General features: G+C 55.1%; 19 protein-coding genes. 11 read left to right on the forward strand and 8 right to left on the reverse strand.

Annotation, left to right across the window (positions count from 1 at the left end; translation table 11 throughout):
* Positions 1-96 precede the first annotated feature (96 nt).
* On the forward strand, positions 97-1,569 hold the full coding sequence (locus ACVX3G_RS06020; RefSeq protein WP_011232344.1) for an o-succinylbenzoate--CoA ligase: 1,473 nt from the start codon (positions 97-99) through the stop codon (positions 1,567-1,569).
* A gap of 306 nt (positions 1,570-1,875) precedes the next feature.
* On the opposite strand, the gene ACVX3G_RS06025 is transcribed toward ACVX3G_RS06020, so the two are convergent.
* The gene (locus ACVX3G_RS06025) at positions 1,876-2,073 is read right to left on the reverse strand and encodes a hypothetical protein (RefSeq protein WP_011232343.1); all 198 of its coding nucleotides are present in this window, start codon (positions 2,071-2,073) and stop codon (positions 1,876-1,878) included.
* 65 nt (positions 2,074-2,138) lie between these two features.
* Positions 2,139-2,300: a DUF1540 domain-containing protein gene (locus ACVX3G_RS06030; RefSeq protein ID WP_011232342.1), complete on the reverse strand. Its 162-nt coding sequence runs from the start codon at positions 2,298-2,300 to the stop codon at positions 2,139-2,141.
* A 328-nt stretch (positions 2,301-2,628) separates the two neighbouring features.
* Here ACVX3G_RS06030 and ACVX3G_RS06035 point away from each other — a divergent pair, with 328 nt between their 5' ends.
* The 4 genes from ACVX3G_RS06035 (at position 2,629) to ACVX3G_RS06050 (ending at position 7,708) form a co-directional block, all read left to right on the forward strand.
* The gene (locus ACVX3G_RS06035) at positions 2,629-2,919 is read left to right on the forward strand and encodes a DUF2325 domain-containing protein (RefSeq protein ID WP_011232341.1); all 291 of its coding nucleotides are present in this window, start codon (positions 2,629-2,631) and stop codon (positions 2,917-2,919) included.
* Between the two features lie 18 nt (positions 2,920-2,937).
* A complete protein-coding gene (locus ACVX3G_RS06040; protein ID WP_013524470.1) occupies positions 2,938-3,426 on the forward strand; it encodes a hypothetical protein in 489 nt (162 codons plus the stop codon).
* A gap of 148 nt (positions 3,427-3,574) precedes the next feature.
* Positions 3,575-5,653 carry a hypothetical protein gene (locus tag ACVX3G_RS06045; RefSeq protein WP_011232339.1) on the forward strand — a complete coding sequence of 693 codons (2,079 nt, stop codon included), beginning with the start codon at positions 3,575-3,577 and terminating at the stop codon, positions 5,651-5,653.
* A 96-nt stretch (positions 5,654-5,749) separates the two neighbouring features.
* Positions 5,750-7,708 carry a beta-propeller fold lactonase family protein gene (locus ACVX3G_RS06050; protein ID WP_011232338.1) on the forward strand — a complete coding sequence of 653 codons (1,959 nt, stop codon included), beginning with the start codon at positions 5,750-5,752 and terminating at the stop codon, positions 7,706-7,708.
* A gap of 217 nt (positions 7,709-7,925) precedes the next feature.
* Here the strand turns inward: ACVX3G_RS06050 and ACVX3G_RS06055 are convergent, their stop codons facing one another.
* Positions 7,926-8,912 (reverse strand): metal ABC transporter substrate-binding protein, encoded by a 987-nt coding sequence (locus ACVX3G_RS06055; protein WP_014196604.1) that lies wholly within the window; start codon positions 8,910-8,912, stop codon positions 7,926-7,928.
* Between the two features lie 103 nt (positions 8,913-9,015).
* Positions 9,016-9,261, reverse strand: coding sequence for a membrane protein insertion efficiency factor YidD (gene yidD, locus ACVX3G_RS06060; RefSeq protein WP_025039295.1), 246 nt, complete (start codon positions 9,259-9,261; stop codon positions 9,016-9,018).
* A gap of 213 nt (positions 9,262-9,474) precedes the next feature.
* Here yidD and ACVX3G_RS06065 point away from each other — a divergent pair, with 213 nt between their 5' ends.
* Positions 9,475-9,951: an S-ribosylhomocysteine lyase gene (locus ACVX3G_RS06065; RefSeq protein ID WP_011232335.1), complete on the forward strand. Its 477-nt coding sequence runs from the start codon at positions 9,475-9,477 to the stop codon at positions 9,949-9,951.
* Between the two features lie 22 nt (positions 9,952-9,973).
* On the opposite strand, the gene ytzI is transcribed toward ACVX3G_RS06065, so the two are convergent.
* Positions 9,974-10,135, reverse strand: a complete 162-nt coding sequence (ytzI, locus tag ACVX3G_RS06070) for a YtzI protein (RefSeq protein WP_162832789.1) — start codon at positions 10,133-10,135, stop codon at positions 9,974-9,976.
* Between the two features lie 552 nt (positions 10,136-10,687).
* Between ytzI and ACVX3G_RS06075 the strand changes: the two genes are divergently transcribed.
* The 4 genes from ACVX3G_RS06075 to ytkD all read left to right on the forward strand — a co-directional run bounded on the left by ACVX3G_RS06075 (position 10,688) and on the right by ytkD (position 12,621).
* A complete protein-coding gene (locus ACVX3G_RS06075) occupies positions 10,688-11,128 on the forward strand; it encodes a Dps family protein (RefSeq protein ID WP_011232333.1) in 441 nt (146 codons plus the stop codon).
* 153 nt (positions 11,129-11,281) lie between these two features.
* Positions 11,282-11,677 (forward strand): phage holin family protein, encoded by a 396-nt coding sequence (locus ACVX3G_RS06080; protein ID WP_011232332.1) that lies wholly within the window; start codon positions 11,282-11,284, stop codon positions 11,675-11,677.
* A gap of 61 nt (positions 11,678-11,738) precedes the next feature.
* Entirely contained in the window at positions 11,739-12,071 is a 333-nt protein-coding gene (locus tag ACVX3G_RS06085; protein WP_025039218.1) for a hypothetical protein, read from the forward strand.
* Between the two features lie 58 nt (positions 12,072-12,129).
* The gene (gene ytkD / locus ACVX3G_RS06090) at positions 12,130-12,621 is read left to right on the forward strand and encodes an RNA deprotection pyrophosphohydrolase (RefSeq protein WP_033845321.1); all 492 of its coding nucleotides are present in this window, start codon (positions 12,130-12,132) and stop codon (positions 12,619-12,621) included.
* A 124-nt stretch (positions 12,622-12,745) separates the two neighbouring features.
* On the opposite strand, the gene ACVX3G_RS06095 is transcribed toward ytkD, so the two are convergent.
* From ACVX3G_RS06095 to ACVX3G_RS06105, 3 genes are read right to left on the reverse strand one after another with little or no spacing between them, the layout of a single operon-like run.
* The gene (locus ACVX3G_RS06095) at positions 12,746-13,555 is read right to left on the reverse strand and encodes an ABC transporter permease (protein ID WP_033845322.1); all 810 of its coding nucleotides are present in this window, start codon (positions 13,553-13,555) and stop codon (positions 12,746-12,748) included.
* Positions 13,539-14,330 (reverse strand): ABC transporter ATP-binding protein, encoded by a 792-nt coding sequence (locus tag ACVX3G_RS06100; RefSeq protein WP_033845324.1) that lies wholly within the window; start codon positions 14,328-14,330, stop codon positions 13,539-13,541. Before ACVX3G_RS06100 ends, ACVX3G_RS06095 begins: the two co-directional genes overlap by 17 nt.
* A gap of 18 nt (positions 14,331-14,348) precedes the next feature.
* Positions 14,349-15,353: an ABC transporter substrate-binding protein gene (locus ACVX3G_RS06105; protein WP_011232327.1), complete on the reverse strand. Its 1,005-nt coding sequence runs from the start codon at positions 15,351-15,353 to the stop codon at positions 14,349-14,351.
* A gap of 291 nt (positions 15,354-15,644) precedes the next feature.
* Here ACVX3G_RS06105 and ACVX3G_RS06110 point away from each other — a divergent pair, with 291 nt between their 5' ends.
* Positions 15,645-16,433, forward strand: a complete 789-nt coding sequence (locus tag ACVX3G_RS06110) for an alpha/beta hydrolase family protein (protein ID WP_011232326.1) — start codon at positions 15,645-15,647, stop codon at positions 16,431-16,433.
* Positions 16,434-16,495: the final 62 nt, after the last annotated feature.

The raw sequence follows: 16,495 nt of genomic DNA on the forward strand, positions 1-16,495 counted from the left end.
TGATGGCGCGTCAAGCTGCTTTTTGTCGCTTTTCCGAAGGGAGGAATCCTTTCGCTGGCCGTCGGCGGAGGAGGGGGCAAGAAAGGAGGACGCTAGATGACAACGATGCCAAACTGGCTGAAGCAGCGGGCGTTTTTAACCCCGGAGCGAATCGCCGTGAGCGACGGGCGGCGGACAAAAACGTTTGCCGAATTGTATGAAGCGGCTGCCGTCTGGGCGCGGCGCCTCGCTCAAGCAGGCGTCAAGGAAGGAGATATTGTCGCCTTGCTGATGAAAAATCGCATCGAGATGATCGAGATCATCCATGCGTTGTTTTTTCTCGGCGCCCGCGTCCTGCTGCAAAACGTGCGCCTTACGTCCTATGAGCTTGGCTGGCAGCTTGATGACAGCGGCGCGCGGCTTGCCATCGCCGATGAGGAGCTAGCCGGGAGCCTTGACGGCGATGGACGCGTTCTGACTGTGGGCGCGGTTGCCGCGCTTCCGGAAGTGGACGTCTCCTTAAAAGAAACGTGCGATTTGGAGGAAGTCGCCACGATCATGTATACGTCCGGGACGACCGGCACTCCGAAAGGCGTCTTGCAAACGTACGGCAACCATTGGTGGAGCGCGGTCGGTTCGGCGCTCAATTTAGGCTTGCATGAGCGCGACTGCTGGCTGGCCGCCGTGCCGCTGTTTCATATCAGCGGCCTGTCGATCGCCATGCGCAGCGTCATTTATGGCATGCCGATGCGGCTGCAAACGTCATTCGACCCAAAGGAAGCGAACGAATGGATCATGCGCGGCGACGTGACGATCATGTCGGTCGTGGCTGCCATGCTTCAGCGGATGGTGGCCGAGCTCGGGGAAGCGCGCTACCCCGATACGTTCCGCTGCATGCTGCTGGGGGGCGGGCCGGCGCCGCGCCCGCTGCTTGAGGCATGCAAAGAAAAGGGCATCCCGGTGTACCAGACATACGGGATGACGGAAACGGCGTCGCAAATCGCAACACTCGCGCCGGAATACAGTTTGACGAAGCTCGGTTCGGCCGGCAAGCCGCTTTTTCCGGCGGAGCTTTGCATCCTAAAAGACGGAAAGCCGGCTGCGCCGCATGAAGCGGGGGAAATTGTCGTCAAAGGGCCGAATGTGACAAAAGGATATTGGCAACGCCCGGAAGCGACGGCGCAAGCGATCCGCGGCGGCTGGTTTTTTACCGGCGATATCGGCTATCTTGATGAAGACGGATTTTTGTACGTCCTTGACCGCCGTTCTGACTTGATCATTTCCGGCGGCGAAAACGTCTATCCCGCTGAGGTGGAGGCGGTGCTGCTGTCGCATCCCGATGTGGAAGAAGCCGGGGTGACGGGCGTCGAGAATGAAACGTGGGGGCAAGTGCCGTATGCGTTCGTCCGCCTGAAACGCGGAGCGTCGCCAGACGAAGCGGCCCTTCGCGCGTTTTGCCGCGAGCGGCTGGCGAAATATAAAGTGCCGGCCCGCATTTACTTCGTCGACGAACTGCCGCGCAACGCCGCGCAAAAACTGCTGCGACGCGAACTGAAAAGGCTCATTCCAAAAACGGAACAAACCTTTTGATAGGAGTAGAAACACCTGTTCGGAAGCAGAAAAGGCAGGGCCTCGCCTAAGTCGAGGTTCCTGCCTTTTTGCCGCTGCCATTCCCGCGGCGTTCCGACCGGGAGGCATGGCGTTCGCCGAATCGAAGCCCTTGCTTTTAGACCGCTGCGATCCAGCTTCATCCGTCCGCTTTGTCCCCTGTTGGAGGACGGCAGTCAAACGTCATTCCTTGCACGGCCGATTTCCATCGCGCAGATGGAAACATAGGGATGGCCATCCAACGTCGTTTTTTGCTCCACCTGGCGTTTGTTCCGAAATGGACGGCCCTCAAACGTCATCCATCCACCCGAGTTCAGCGGCCCGATGGGCGATGAGCCGTTCAATCTCAGGTGGGAGCTGATCAAACGAACCGAACTCATAATCCCACAAACGGGCGAAGGAGTCGATGCAAGCTGGGTATGTTCCTAAAGCGGCCCGCTTCATTTCCGTTTGCAGCGCTTGAATGAGGCTGGCGCGTTTGTCCATCGTCATCCCCCTCGAACGATGCAAGCGCCGCCCGGTCGGCCGGGCAGCGCCTCGTTGGTCTCGCATCATGCTTTATGGGCCGGAACAAACGTTTTGCAGTCTGTTTCCGTTGAATCAGACGCCATTTTTCCTGCATGGCTGACCACGTAAATGGCTTCAGCGCTGCAGCGATTCCCTTCTGCCCAATAACGGCAGTTGTGCACTTCGCAAAGAACATCTTTCGCCATGGTCATCCCCCTTGTCGTGATGAAATCGCCCGCCTCTATAGTTTGACGCATTTGCAGGCATTTTATCCATCTCTAACCGAGAAGACTCCCGCTTCCATGATCAACGGAAGCAGGGGTAATCGGCGGCTTCCATCATGGTTGTTCTCCCACGCCGCCCCAAATATAAAAGAAGGACTTCGCGCAGAAATGGCGTTTCCTTCTTTACCATCGTTGAAGCGGGGGCTCATCGCCCCAAAAAATGATGAAAATATCTCTTGTTATAATTGACATAGAAAATCATTCTCAATTAAAATAAAAAAGAAAGAAGCGAGCAAAGGAGGCTTTCGTGATGGCATCACTGCTTGTTGTCGGAGCCGATCATTTAGGCCATATTACCGATAAATTGGAGCGTTCCGGATTCCGGGAAATCATTCATCTCAATGGACGAAAAGTGAATATGGTGAGACGTGACATTCCGGAGCATGTCGACGCCATATTGGTCATGATCGATTACGTGAACCATAATTTGGCGAAGAAAGTGAAAGAGAAGGCGAAAAGCAAAGACAAGCCTATTTATTTTGCGAAACGGTCATGGAGCTCGATAAACGCTGTATTGGAGCAGCTGGAAAAACATGCATGAACAAACAGGAGGCGAGCCATGGTGCCTATCCATCACGAGACGTTGGATGTCTGGCCGTATGCGCTGCGCCGGTTTCTTCGCCGCGTCATTCAAGCGTATTGCGACACCGCTCCTTCGCTGCGGTCGCCGCTTTGCTTGCTTCGGTTGATTGATCAGCACCGTTCGCTCCTTCCTTTGTCGATGTTTCCGACGCCGTTGCATTACGGACTTGTGCTGGCCAAGGTGACGGATCATTTGCTGCAGTTTTTCGGTTCGATGGAAGAGGCGGCATGCAAGCCGCTGCTGCTGGCGGACGGCGGATTGGGCGAAGAAGCGGATCGGGAGTTGTACATCGTTTACCGCGACCGGGTTCGCGTGCTGCTGTGGTGTGAGGAAGAGGAAGCCATTCGGCGATGCAAAGAAACGGCGTCGTCCTTATGCCGCAAAACAATCGGACGTTGTCCGAACGAACTGGAATGCTGCTTTTTATGGACGGGCGGACGCCGCATTGAGTGGATTCCGGCTTAAGGGAAGGAGAAAAGAGGCATGAAAAGCGTCTTTCTCGGGTGGAATGTGATGGAACGGATTCCGGCTTGAATGAAGGGGATCGCCGGCGTATAATGAAATAGGTTGAAAATGAAAATCGTTATTTTTAAATAAAATGGGGGAGCAAGTCATGAAACGCATGCCTTGGAAAGTCATGGCCACGTCGGCGGCGGCCTCGCTGCTTTTGGCGTCCGGCTGTTCCGCCGTCGGGGAGAAAGAGAACGGCCGTTCAGCGGAAGCGCCGCGCCTGCACGTGCCGGTGGCGGACGATCATTTTGATACGGCCGGCAATATGTTTGCCTATTCCGAATTTGAGCTGTCCGGAGAGCCGTTGGCGGAAGGGCTCGGGCTTGATTTGGACACCCTTGACGCGAGAAAGCCGGATGAGCCGACGAAATTTGACTATACGGCCGGCATCGAGTCATACGAGTATTCCGAAGAAGCCATGTATGAGGTGACGGAAAAGTCAGGGCTCGGGCTCCATCTCATAAACGGCCCGATCGCCAAGCAACGGGCCGAACAGCGGCATAAGCCAGCCGATGAAGCACTCGCCGACCGTTTTTATGAGCTTGCGGACAGCGTCGGCTATCCGCGCGAGGAAATTTTCCGCAACATGTTCCCGACCTTCATCGAGTACGCCGGCGGCGATCCGCATTATGCGCAAAAGGTTGACACGGACGTGTACGCGGAAAATGACGACGGTACATACGTTCCCGTCTATCAAGTCGATTTCCAATCGCTTCGCTGGGATCGCGGAAAAATGGACAAAGTGCTCACGCCATCGGCTTACGGCGGTGTCTTTTTGAAGCAAGCGCTTTGGGCCGGCGACTTTTTGGGCAATTTTCATCAAAAAGACAGCGATGAAGAGGTGGAGGCGAAAACGCCAAACGACGATCAAAGCGGGAACGTCGCTCTTGGCGTCAGCTCCGCCGACGGGATGCAAGGGATGATTTTGACGGAACAAATATGGAACAAGCTGGCTTTTATCCGTGACCATTTATTTTATGATGCGAAGCAGCAGGCGTTGACGAAGGCAGCCGGCAGCCGTTACGACCCAAGCGGAGGATTCGTCTATTTGCCGCACGCGGTGGAAGTGGCTGAAAGGGGAAGCGAGCTGGCGCCGGATGCCGCGAAGTTGGTCGTCAAAGATCCCCGCAGCTTGCTTGAGGACCAATGGCTCATGCTATGGCCGGCGGCGGAGTTTTTCGGCATGACCGACCAGCGGCCGGAAAACAAAAATCAAAACCCCGCGTTTTTGGCCGTGTTTGACGGAAAACCGTTCCCGAAAGCGGCAAAAGAAAATGTGGATGCCGATCCAGCCAACGACCGTGTGGCCGACGACCCGTATTCCGTCAACCGCGACGTGCTGCTGCAAGTGTTCCGCAACATCGATGCCATGCATTTCAATGAAAAAGCGGGCGCGTTTGTGACAGAACATGACGGGCGAACGCAAGGAAATCGGGTCGATACGTTCCAAGCCGGCTATACAATGGAAGCGCTCCGCATCTTCGAACGGGCGATTGACGGGATGCCGGTCGGCTATGCGAGCGGAGAGAGCGCCAAAGGGCTTGGCACGCCGGAAGGAAAGCGGGCGCTTGAGCTCATCCGCCGGCAAGCGGATTTTATCATGCACAACTTGATGCGAAAAGACGGGCTTGTCGCCAACGGCTATACGATCGGCCAAGGGCCGGATCAAGACGAGCCGACGCTTCTTGCCCAGCTTGGTGCGATCCGCGGGCTGACGGCGGCGTTTTTGGCGACGAAAGACGAAGCGTACCGCGATGCGGCGCGCCTTGTTTATGAGGCGATGGACCGCCATTTTTGGGATCAAAAATGGCACGTGTACCATACGGGAGAAACAGAGGACAAGTACACCCCGTGGCTCGCCGGCGCGTTGTCGGGGGTGTTCCGCGTGGCGCTGCAAAACTTGAACAACGACCAAGCGGATGAGACGGCGAAATCCCTTGACCGCGAAACGATCATCTCCCGCTACGTCGACTTTTACGACCGGATCGTCGATGGCCCGACGCTTCAGGAAGGGATGCAGGCAAGCGAGTTTTGGGATACGGGAGATGTCTACATCAAAGGGAAAAAATTGGGCAACACTGACCGCGACCATGTGCCGCAAGTGCAGGCGGCCGGCGGCCCATACGGCGTGGCGCCGGTGTTGCGGACGGTCAAGGTCAATGTTGGATCCGGCAACAAATAACAGAAAGAAAGCGGCGAATACGATTGAGATTCGCCGCTTTTCTTTGTAAAATTGAGGATGGTTATCATTTTCGTGAAAAAACGGGGGAATATTGAAATGCGAAAATGGTGGTTCGCCGCGGCGATCGCCGCGCTGTTGGCCGGCTGTCAGGACGAAAAGGCATGGCATGAGCAGCCGAAAGTGGTCAGACACGCCCCGGCGCACGGCGACAACATCGCCGTAAGCAGCGACGGGCGCTATGTCTACACCGCCAACATCGATGTGGATACAGTGACAATCATCAACGCGAAAACCAAAACGAAGGAAGCGGAAATTCCCGTCGGCCGCGAACCGCGCCAGCTGGCGCTCAGCCCGGATGGACGGACGCTGTATGTTTCCTGCATGTACGATGATGAAGTGGACGTCGTATCGCTTGACAAGCGGACAGTCGTCGACCGTTGGAAAACGGGGATCGAGCCGTTCGGCATCGTCACCAGTCCAGATGGGGAGGAAGTATATGTCGCCAACTACCGCTCGGGCACGGTCTCGGTGTTTGACGCTGAGAGCGGGAAGCGGACCAAAGACATCCAAGCGGGCGATCGGCCGCGGGCGCTGGCGCTGACAGCGGACGGAAGGAAGCTGTACGTGACGCAATATTTGGCGGCTAAAGTCACCGTGATTGACACAAAGAAACGGCGGGCGGTCAAGGAAATCGCCCTCGCCCCGTCGCCGGACAAAGCCGATCGAAAAAAGAGCCAAGGCATTCCGAACACGCTTGAGCAAATCGTCATCGCCCCGGACGGCAAAAAAGCGTATATTCCGCACTTATTGACGAACATCGATACGCCGATCCAATTTGAGGAAACGGTGTTTCCGGCCATCTCGGTCATTGATGTGACGAACGACGTTGAGTTGCCGGACGAGCGGAAAGAGCTGTTTGCCGCGATCAATGTCACGGATGTTCATAACGAGACGATCATCGTCTCCAATCCGTACGATGTGGCGTTTTCCCCGGACGGCGGCAAAGCGTACGCGGTCATGTCTGGAAGCGAGGACCTCGTCGTCTTTGACTTGCGCCGCGGCGGCAAGGCGACGCAAATTTTGCGACGCATCCACGGCAACAATCCGCGCGGGATCGCGATTTCGCCGGATGGGAAGACGCTTTACGTCCACAACGCCATGAGCCATGATTTGGCCGTGATCAAAACCGGAGGAAAAAGCCCATATGCGAAAGCGAAGCAGGAGAGCGGCACGATCCGCCTCATTGCGAAAGATTCGCTCTCCCCGCTCGTGCGTGAAGGAAAAACGATCTTTTACAGCGCCAACAGCGACGAGTTTGCCATCAACATTACAGGAAACAATTGGATGAGCTGCGCTTCGTGCCATAGCGACGGCGACATCAACGGCTTGACGCTCATGACGGCGAAAGGGCCGCGCAACGTGCCGAGCAATATTTTGGCGACGAAAACCGGGCTGTTTATGTGGGATGGTTCGCGCGACGATTTTACCGACTACATTCATACGGTGCAAGGCGAGATGGGCGGCATGACGGCGATCGACCCGTCCAAGCCGCTGCCGCCGAAAGTCCAGCATATGTTTGACGCCATTCTCGCCTACTTGAACGACCCGCGTTCGTTCCCCGTGCCGAAAAGCCCGTATCGAAAGGCGGACGGCAGCTTGACGGCGGAAGCGAAGGAAGGGGAGCGCCTGTTTAACGGGAAAGGGAATTGCTTAAGCTGCCATGGGGGCGAGTATTTCACCGACAGCGTCAAGGCGGTCGGGCCGGACGGGAAATTGACGACTGCCAATACCGCCTACTTGCACGATATCGGCACGGCCAATCCGAAGGACCGCGCCTCCAAAGGCGACGCCCGCGCCCGGTTCACAAACCCGCGGACGCCCAAACAGTGGGATACGCCGACGCTGCGCGGCGTATGGGCGACAGCCCCGTATTTGCATGACGGCAGCGCGAAAACGATCGAGGAAGCAATCCGGCGCCATCGGACGAAAGAAGTGCAAACATTGACGCCGGGAGAAATTGCGGCCATTGCGGCCTATGTCCGCTCGCTGCAATAGTGAGAGTGATGGGTGAGGAAAAGGGTGCTTTTCTTTCTGCAGGGCAGAAGATAGCACCGTCATAAAGGAAGGTGTCCCACGCGTGTTGGGGACACCTTTTTCCTTGTTATTTTGGCCGTACATAGCGCTTATCGTGCATAAACAAACGCCAGAAATAGACGAAGCCGGGAAACAAAATGAGAAAGCCCACGAATCGAAAGAGACAGGCGGTTGTATTTTAATAAAGGGCTTTTTGCAGCACGCGGAGATTCTCGGCCATAAGAGCAAAGTAATCTTTGTGGGCTTTTCGATCTTCATCGGTCAGCGATTCCAAGTTATGCAGACGGAGCGGCTTGGCGCCGATTTCGTTCTGAATCACTTCCGCCGTTTTGGGATGAACATTTTGTTCGAAAATGACATAGCGGATGTGATGCTGTTTGGCTGTCTGGATGAGCTGAGTCAGCTCTTTTTGCGATGGTTCGTTGCTCGGAGAAAGCCCGGAAACGCTCAGCTGTTTGATTCCGTAGCGGTCTTCCCAATATCCGTAGGCTTGATGGGAAACGAGTATCTCTTTTCTAGGAGCTTTCTCCACTGTTGAACGGAATTGCCCGTCAAGGCGCTCGAGTTTCATCTTTAACGTTTCAAAGTTTTGCATAAACAGGTCTTTTTTTTCAGGTTTCAGTTCAATCAGCAAATCGCGGATGTTCTTGGCGATCGCAATGGATCGGATGGGGTCAAGCCATACGTGAGGATCTTTGTCTCCGTGTTCATGGCCATGTTCTTTCTCATGTCCCTCTCCGTGTTCGTCTTTGTGCCCTTCGCCATGCGCATGCTCCTGTTCATGGTTCGATTCAAGCAATTCGATGCCGTTTGTGGCAACGAGAAATCGGACGTGCTCATTTTGTAATGTTTCCTGCAGTTTTTCGGCGAACGGTTCCATCCCGTGGCCAATGTAAATGAAGGCGTCCGCATCGGCAATCTGCTGCACGGTTTTGGTTGTCGGTTCGAACGTATGGGCTTCAACTCCCGGCGGGTAAACGCTTTTGACGTTCACAGCGTCGCCGCCGATTTTTTTCGTAAAGTCTTCAAGCGGATAGACGGTTGTATAAATCGTTAGCTGATCGTTCGATGTTTGGCCCTCTTTTGTTTCTGGCTTCGATTGACAGCCGTATAGCAAGGCGCTCGTCGCCAAAAGGAAAGACAAAATGATGGACGTTGCTCTCATGTTGAACTCCTTTCTGGAATAAAGATGTCCGCATTTATTATATCGTAATCATTACGATTTACAAGATCGATCATACAAAAAAATAAAGCAAATGGCAAGGCCATTAAGTGATTTTGTTTCTTTTCGCATGTTCTGATGGTTCAGGAACGGGATCAAAACCGCCCGGATGGAACGGGTGGCATTTCAAAATGCGCTTCGCCGTCAGCCATCCCCCTTTTATGGCGCCAAAGCGCTGGATCGCTTCGATGCCATAGTTCGAGCAGGTCGGATAAAAGCGGCATGTCGGCGGCTTGAGCGGAGAAAGGAAGCGTTGATAAAAGCGGATGCACCAAATCAGCCATTGGCCCATGCCCAGTTCTCCTTTCTGTGATCATCATGATTACAATAGAACAAACCGTTCTTTTGTTCAAGCAAAACGACTGTCGTTCGCTCGGAATGGGGGCGCTCGCCCAGACCTTGCTTTTTGGGCATAGACGCCAAGCGAGAGGCAAAAAAGATGCGGGACGCCCCTCGTTTTGGTTATGATAAAGAAAGAGGATCAAAATAGCTAGGAGTGATTGACATGCCTTCACCGGTGGAAAGCTTTGAATTGGACCATTGCGCGGTCAAAGCGCCGTACGTTCGGCATTGCGGCGTTCACAAAGTCGGCAGCGACGGCGTCGTCAATAAGTTTGACATTCGCTTTTGCCAGCCGAACAAAGAAGCGATGGACCCGGCCGCGATTCATACGCTCGAGCACCTGCTTGCGTATACGCTGCGCCGACATGCGGCCAAATATGATCATTTCGATATTATCGACATCTCGCCGATGGGCTGCCAAACCGGGTTTTATCTTGTCGTGAGCGGCTCGCCGACCGTGGACGAGATCATTGATTTGTTGGAAGAAGCCATGAAGGACGCGCTCGCCGCGACGGAAGTGCCAGCCGCGACCGAGCGGCAATGCGGCCAAGCGAAGCTGCATGATCTAGAGGCGGCCAAACAGCTGATGCGCTTTTGGCTTTCGCAAGAGAAAGAAGAGTTGAAAAAGGTGTTTGGTTGATGAACAAGCCGGCCCCGCGCCGCTACTGCGGCTGCTTCGGGCCGGCTTGTTGTTCGCCGCCGCGCTCGTTTGGAAGCGGATCGACCGTATGCTTGTACGCGTACGCTTTGGAAGTCGTGATGACCGCTAAAGCGAGAACGGCAGCGGCGATGATGAGGCAAACGATCAAGGTCCAGTACATCATGACGCCCGCCTTTTTTCTTTTTATTATACCATATCTGGCAGAGCTGGCGTTCATATTTCCGGTGAAATCGGGCAAGCTATCCATCGACACGTTTTCCATGTTTCATCTCTATTTCGCGCAGGAGACTCCCACTCAACGACCAAAGGGAGTAAGTGGGAGAGGAATGCGCGTTCCCCCTTTCTTTTGTGTATGATAGAATAAAGACGTGGAGAAAACCGTTCAATAAAGGCACTCCAATAACGGCTGCTCGATGTATGGAGTTGGTTGCAGGAAACGCTGCAACCGTAAAACATCGAGCGTAGGTCCGTCTGTTGTGTGTGGAAGCCAAGTACTGCCAACAGACACACCGAGAGAATCGGTAACGATGCAGGCATGACCTGCGTCGTTGGGCAGTCGTCAACCTGCCCCTGATGCAACCCCAAGTCAAGGAAGGAGGACGAAGTCCGCTCGCACTTCTGGGGAGTTGCAAGCCCCCACTTCAAGCGTTAGCTAAGTGGGGGTAGTTGACCAACAAGCCAGCTGGGTACAAGAACCATGAGGAGGAGTGAGAGGATGACAACTCGACTGATCGATCTTGTCAACAAGCAAATCGCCAACTGGACTGTGTTGTACGTGAAATTGCACAACTATCATTGGTATGTCACCGGGCCGCAGTTTTTCACGCTGCATGAAAAATTCGAAGAGCTGTACAACGAAGCCGCGACCCACATTGACGCACTGGCCGAGCGGCTGTTGGCCTTGGGTGGCAAGCCTGTGGCGACGATGAAAGACTGCCTCAAGCAGGCGTCCGTCAAAGAAGCAGCCGGGACGGAAACGGCGGAGCAAATGGTCGCTTCGATTGTCGGCGACTTTGAAACGATGATCGGCGAATTGAAAGAAGGCATGCAGCTGGCGGATGAAGTGAACGATGAAACGACGGGGGATATGCTGCTTGGCATTCATCGCAGCTTGGAAAAACACGTCTGGATGTTGAAATCGTTCTTAGGACGATAAGAATAAGGAGGCTGTCCTCAGGCCGGGGGACGGCCTTTTGCTTCGTCCTTTCTTTGTCGAAAAAGGGCGATTTTTTAGGGAATGCGCCGCGCCGCGTTCTCCCCTCCGGGCATACGATAGTTATGCGTATCCTATGTTCAAGGAGGGGGGAGCGTGAACAAGCCGATCCCGATGGTTGCCGTGTCGCTGTTCGGTTCGTTTTTGTCGCTGTTTGTCGGCAGCGTGGACTCATTTGTCGTGATTTTGCTTGCTTTGGTCATTGTCGACTACCTCACCGGCATCGCCGCCAGCGCGGTTGAAGGCAAGCTATCAAGTCAAGTCGGCTTTCGCGGCATCATCCGCAAACTGTTGATTTTCATTCTGGTGGCGGCATCGCATCTCGTCGATTTGGCCATTGGATGGAACATGCATGTCATCCGCGATGCGATCATTTTTTTCTATATCGCCAATGAGTTTATCTCGATTGTGGAAAACGCCGGCCGGGCGGGCGTTCCGATCCCGTCCGTGCTGCGCAAGGCGATCGAGCTGTTGAAAGATGAAATAAAATGAGCATAGTTTTCCCCGATTGCCCCACACTAAGCAAAAAGAGCAAAAGAAGGAGTGGATGAAGGTGGCAGATGAACAAAAAAAGACGTATTACGTCTCAATGGCGCACGGGGAAATTTCCCAGTTGAAAACGGCATCGCCGTGGGACTTTCAAATTGAGGCGACCGACGAGGAAATCGCACGCCTGCGCGAGTATTTTGACCAAAACTACTCCACCGACTGGCAGGCGTTTTGGCGCACCCATGTGCCGTACATCCAATACCACTATGATCGGGAAAACGATGCGTACGACCGGACGATTGTCGACATTTACAAAATGATTTATGAGCTCGGCAACGACGAAGCGAAAGCGCACATCCGCTCGATGGGCATTCTCCCGGACGAAAAAGAACCGTAAACGCCGCGAGTCGAGCGGCGTTTTTCTGTATAATGGGGAGAGGAAAGGGGAGAGTCCGATGCATGAATTTCGCGATTATTACGGACATCGCGTTCGGCTGGCCTTTGCCGATCATCCGTTTTCCCCCTCCCCCGGGCATGTATGGGTCATTTGCCGCTATGGCGGGCGATGGCTGTTGACGGATCATCCGCGCCGCGGCCTTGAGTTCCCCGGCGGCAAGGTGGAAGAAGGGGAAACAGCGGCGGAAGCCGCGGCCCGCGAAGTGATGGAAGAAACGGGGGGAATCGTCGGCCGGCTCGAATACATCGGCCAATATAAAGTGGAGCCGGATATCGTGAAAAACATTTATTTTGCCGACATCGCTGCGCTCGTCGAGCGGGGGGCGTATTTGGAAACGAACGGCCCGGTGCTGCTTGAGGCGCTGCCGGATGACATCCGCACGGATGAACGGTTCAGCTATATCATGAAAGACGATGTCCTTTCGCTTTCGCTTGCCGAGTTGAAACAGCGCGGACTGATCAGCCGAGGGGAAAGAAGCGGAGAGCGGTGATGATTTTAGACGGCTTTTGTTGGTCATCCGGTTCCATGAAGGAAGAAGCCAAGGGGGTATGGGCGGATGCCGGCCCGACGTCAGGAATGAAAAGAGACGCCCGTCGATCGTTTACGAACGTCTCTTAACGGCGGCTGCCCCATTTTTTCTCGACGATGGCAACAAGTTGGTACATAACAGTCGACAACAAAGCGACAATGAGCAGGCTCATCAATACAAGCGTGAAGTTGAACACTTGGAAGCCGTAAATGATTAAATACCCAAGCCCTTGTTTCGAGACGAGAAACTCGCCGGTGATGACGCCGACCCAAGCGAGGCCGACGTTCACTTTCAACGTCGAAATGATCGCCGGGAACGACGCCGGCAGCACCGCCTCTTTAAAGCATTGGTAGCGGGTGGCGCCGAACGTCCGCAATACTTTCAAATAGTTCGGATCGACCTCTTGGAACGCCGAATAGACGACGATCGTCGTGATGATGATGGAGATGACGACGCCCATGGCGATGATGGACGTAAATCCTGGTCCGAGAGCGACGATCAAAATCGGCCCGAGGGCGACTTTTGGCATGGCGTTGAAGACGACCAAATACGGATCGAGCGTTTTCGCTAAGCGCGGAAACCACCAAAGGACCGCGCCGATGAGCGCTCCGCCGACGGTGCCGATGAGAAACCCGAGCAACGTTTCAAACAATGTCGCCCATGTGTGGACAAACAGCGAATGATCGCTGAGTTTTTCGATAAACAGCCTGATGATGGCCGACGGTGAGCTGAACAAGAGCGGATCGACCCAATGGAAGCGGCTGGCGGCTTCCCAGACGGCGAAAAAGGCGACAAGCAGCACCGTCTGCCAAAGGCGGATCACTCGCCGTTCTTTGCGCAACGCGGCGAGGTACTCACGGTGCAGCGACTGGATGCGGTCAGGAGCTTGATTCAAGGGCCTCCATCTCCTTCCAAATGGATTGAAAGAGCGCCGGAAACGATGGATGCTGGCGGGCGGCAAGCGGCGGGCGGCAGCGCAGTTCATCCGGGATGACAAACGTCCGCACCAGGCGGCCGGGGCGTGGCGAAAACAAGAAAATGCGATCGCTCATGGCGATGGCTTCTTCGATGTCATGGGTGACGAGCACCGCTGTTTTTTCGTATTGTTTTAACGTCTTCCAAACGAGTTCTTCCAGTTTCAGCTTTGTTTGTTGATCGAGGGCGGAAAACGGTTCATCAAGCAAAAGCAGCTTCGGGTCGGTCGCCAACGTGCGCACGAGCGCCGCGCGCTGGCGCATGCCGCCGGACAGCTGGCTCGGGTAATACAACTCGACGCCGGCTAGGCCGATCTCCGACAGCAGAGCGAGCGCTCGTTCTTTCGTGTCAGCGGTCAGCGTGTCGGTGATTTTCAACCCGAGAAGGATGTTTTCTTCGATCGTTTTCCACGGAAACAAATAGTCTTGCTGAAGCATGTAGCCGACCGCGCGCCGCGCCGCCGGCGCGGCCGTTCCGCTCGGCCAAATCGGTTGGCCTTCGATGTGGACCGCCCCTTCCGTCGGCTCAATCAGCCCAGCGATGATCGACAAAAGCGTCGTTTTGCCGCAGCCGCTTGGGCCGAGAAAGGAGACAAATTCTCCTTTCTCGACGGACAGCGACACGTCATCGAGCGCAGTGACAGCGGTCGTTTTCGTCAAATACGTATGCGAAAGGCGGTCGATCGAAAGAAACATGACGTTCACCCGCTTTCGTCAATCGTTCATCGCTTTTTTGGCAAACGACGAATCGACAAGCGTATTCAGGTCGATGCGCTTCGGCAGCTCGCCGGCTTCGGCCATAATGGTTTGCAAGTTGTTCCATTCTTCTTCATCCAAAATCGGATCGGTCGCATAGGTCCCTTGGCTTTTGTAGCGCTCAACCACTTTTTCGATGATGGCCGAGTCCGTGTCCTTAAAGTACGGTTGAATGGCTTTGGCAATTTCAGCTGCGCTGTGCGATTCGACCCATTGCTGCGCTTTGTAGATCGCGCGCGTAAATTTTTCAATCACGTCTTTGTTTTCGTTCATGTAGCTTCGTTTTGCCATATACGACGTGTACGGCACGCGCCCGGATTCGGTGCCGAATGAAGCGACGATATAGCCTTTCCCTTCTTGTTCAAAAATGCTCGCTGTTGGCTCAAACAGCTGGACGAAATCGCCGGTGCCGCTCGCAAAGGCGTTGGCGATATTGGCGAAATCGACGTTTTGAATGAGATGCAAATCGTTGTGCGGGTCAATGCCGTGTTTTTTCAGCACAAACTCGCCGACCATCTGCGGCATGCCGCCTTTCCGTTGGCCGAGGAACGTGCTTCCTTTCAACATCTCCCATGTAAAGTGGCCGATTTTTTTGCGCGAGACGAGAAACGTTCCGTCCGTCTGGGTCAGTTGGGCAAAGTTGATGACCGGGTCGTCCGTTCCTTGGCTGTAGACGTAAATCGACGTTTCCGAGCCGACAAGGGCGATGTCCGCGCCGCCGGAAAGCAGCGTCGTCATCGTTTTGTCGCCGCCCCATGTCGTCGTCAGTTCGACATCCAGCCCCTCTTCTTTAAAGAAGCCTTTTGCCAGGGCGACGTACTGTGGTGCGTAAAAAATCGAGTGCGTCACTTCGGCGAGCCGCACTTTTTGGAGCGGCTTTTCGCTTTGGCCCCCGTCATTCGTGCAGGCGGAAAGCGGCAAAAGCAGCAGAAGCGAGCATAACCATACGGCCCATTTTTTCATGTTCGTTAACCCCCTTGGTTCGCATGCGGTAAACCGTGGTTTCACCTTATCGTATGCACGCAGCCAAAATGTGTGAATGCCTAGAAAAAATGGGCGGTCGAACGAGAACGGGCGGCGGTCGGGACGCTCCTCGCGCTCCAGGGCTTTTTCAAGCTGACGCTCGGCCAAGGGGCGGCATGCACCAACAGCGAGGCAGTCGGACAGCCCCACTTGCCCTAATGAAAGAAGGCGTTGGGGGATGATGACGGGTGGTTCGCATCATCTGTTTTCGCGTAGGAAGGAGGCAGGCGTATGGACGGGGACATCATCGACCAATACCGGTTTCCGTCGCCGCATCCGGGAATCGATGTGTTCTTTGTCACCTATATGTCCCAAGGGCTGAAGGTGAAAGGATTTTTAGCGGCGCCGAAGCGAAAAGGCGTTTATGACGGGTTTTTGTATTTGCGCGGCGGCATCAAAAACGTCGGGCAAGTGCGGGTGCCGCGCCTTGTCCAATTCGCTTCGCACGGGTTTGTCGTCTTCGCTCCGCTCTATCGCGGCAATGGGGGCGGAGAAGGAAACGAAGATTTCGCCGGTGAAGACCGTTATGACGCGCTCGCTGGGTTTCATCTCCTTCGCCGCCATCCGCTCGTCCATCCCGGGCGCGTTCACATGTTCGGCTTCTCCCGCGGCGGGGCGATGGCGCTCCATGCCGCCCTAATGGCCGAGGGGGTCTGTTCGGTGGCGGTCTGGGGAGGGGTGGCGGATATGGAGCTTACGTATTGGGAGCGGCCTGACTTGCGGCGGATGATGAAGCGCGTCATCGGCGGGACGCCGAACAAATGCCCGGAGCGCTACCGGCACCGCACGCCGCTCTATCATCTGGAACGGCTCAAGGCCCCGGTGCTCATCATCCACGGCGAGCGCGATGAGAACGTCTCGATTGAGCACGCCTGGCGGCTGGAACGGCGGCTGAAGCAGCTCGGCAAACCGGTCACGGCTTGGTACTTCCCTGAGTTCACCCACTATTTTCCGCCGCAAGCCAATCGCGAGACGGTGCAAAGGCTCACGGAATGGATGAAACAACAGCCGACGATGTGATACGATACAACTAGAGGGGCGGCTGCGTGCGCCGCTCGGGTGGCGGCGCGGCCGCCAACGAA

Source organism: Geobacillus sp. PLS 41 (assembly GCF_056494105.1).

Coding starts and splice junctions, on each gene's coding strand:
- ytzI (WP_162832789.1), bottom strand. CDS start 10,135: ATGATGTACTGGACCTTGATCGTTTGCCTCATCATCGCCGCTGCCGTT.
- ACVX3G_RS06050 (WP_011232338.1), top strand. CDS start 5,750: ATGCGAAAATGGTGGTTCGCCGCGGCGATCGCCGCGCTGTTGGCCGGC.
- ytkD (WP_033845321.1), top strand. CDS start 12,130: ATGCATGAATTTCGCGATTATTACGGACATCGCGTTCGGCTGGCCTTT.
- ACVX3G_RS06020 (WP_011232344.1), top strand. CDS start 97: ATGACAACGATGCCAAACTGGCTGAAGCAGCGGGCGTTTTTAACCCCG.
- ACVX3G_RS06075 (WP_011232333.1), top strand. CDS start 10,688: ATGACAACTCGACTGATCGATCTTGTCAACAAGCAAATCGCCAACTGG.
- ACVX3G_RS06025 (WP_011232343.1), bottom strand. CDS start 2,073: ATGGACAAACGCGCCAGCCTCATTCAAGCGCTGCAAACGGAAATGAAG.
- yidD (WP_025039295.1), bottom strand. CDS start 9,261: ATGGGCCAATGGCTGATTTGGTGCATCCGCTTTTATCAACGCTTCCTT.
- ACVX3G_RS06110 (WP_011232326.1), top strand. CDS start 15,645: ATGGACGGGGACATCATCGACCAATACCGGTTTCCGTCGCCGCATCCG.
- ACVX3G_RS06065 (WP_011232335.1), top strand. CDS start 9,475: ATGCCTTCACCGGTGGAAAGCTTTGAATTGGACCATTGCGCGGTCAAA.
- ACVX3G_RS06105 (WP_011232327.1), bottom strand. CDS start 15,353: ATGAAAAAATGGGCCGTATGGTTATGCTCGCTTCTGCTGCTTTTGCCG.
- ACVX3G_RS06035 (WP_011232341.1), top strand. CDS start 2,629: ATGGCATCACTGCTTGTTGTCGGAGCCGATCATTTAGGCCATATTACC.
- ACVX3G_RS06040 (WP_013524470.1), top strand. CDS start 2,938: ATGGTGCCTATCCATCACGAGACGTTGGATGTCTGGCCGTATGCGCTG.
- ACVX3G_RS06055 (WP_014196604.1), bottom strand. CDS start 8,912: ATGAGAGCAACGTCCATCATTTTGTCTTTCCTTTTGGCGACGAGCGCC.
- ACVX3G_RS06030 (WP_011232342.1), bottom strand. CDS start 2,300: ATGGCGAAAGATGTTCTTTGCGAAGTGCACAACTGCCGTTATTGGGCA.
- ACVX3G_RS06045 (WP_011232339.1), top strand. CDS start 3,575: ATGAAACGCATGCCTTGGAAAGTCATGGCCACGTCGGCGGCGGCCTCG.
- ACVX3G_RS06100 (WP_033845324.1), bottom strand. CDS start 14,330: ATGTTTCTTTCGATCGACCGCCTTTCGCATACGTATTTGACGAAAACG.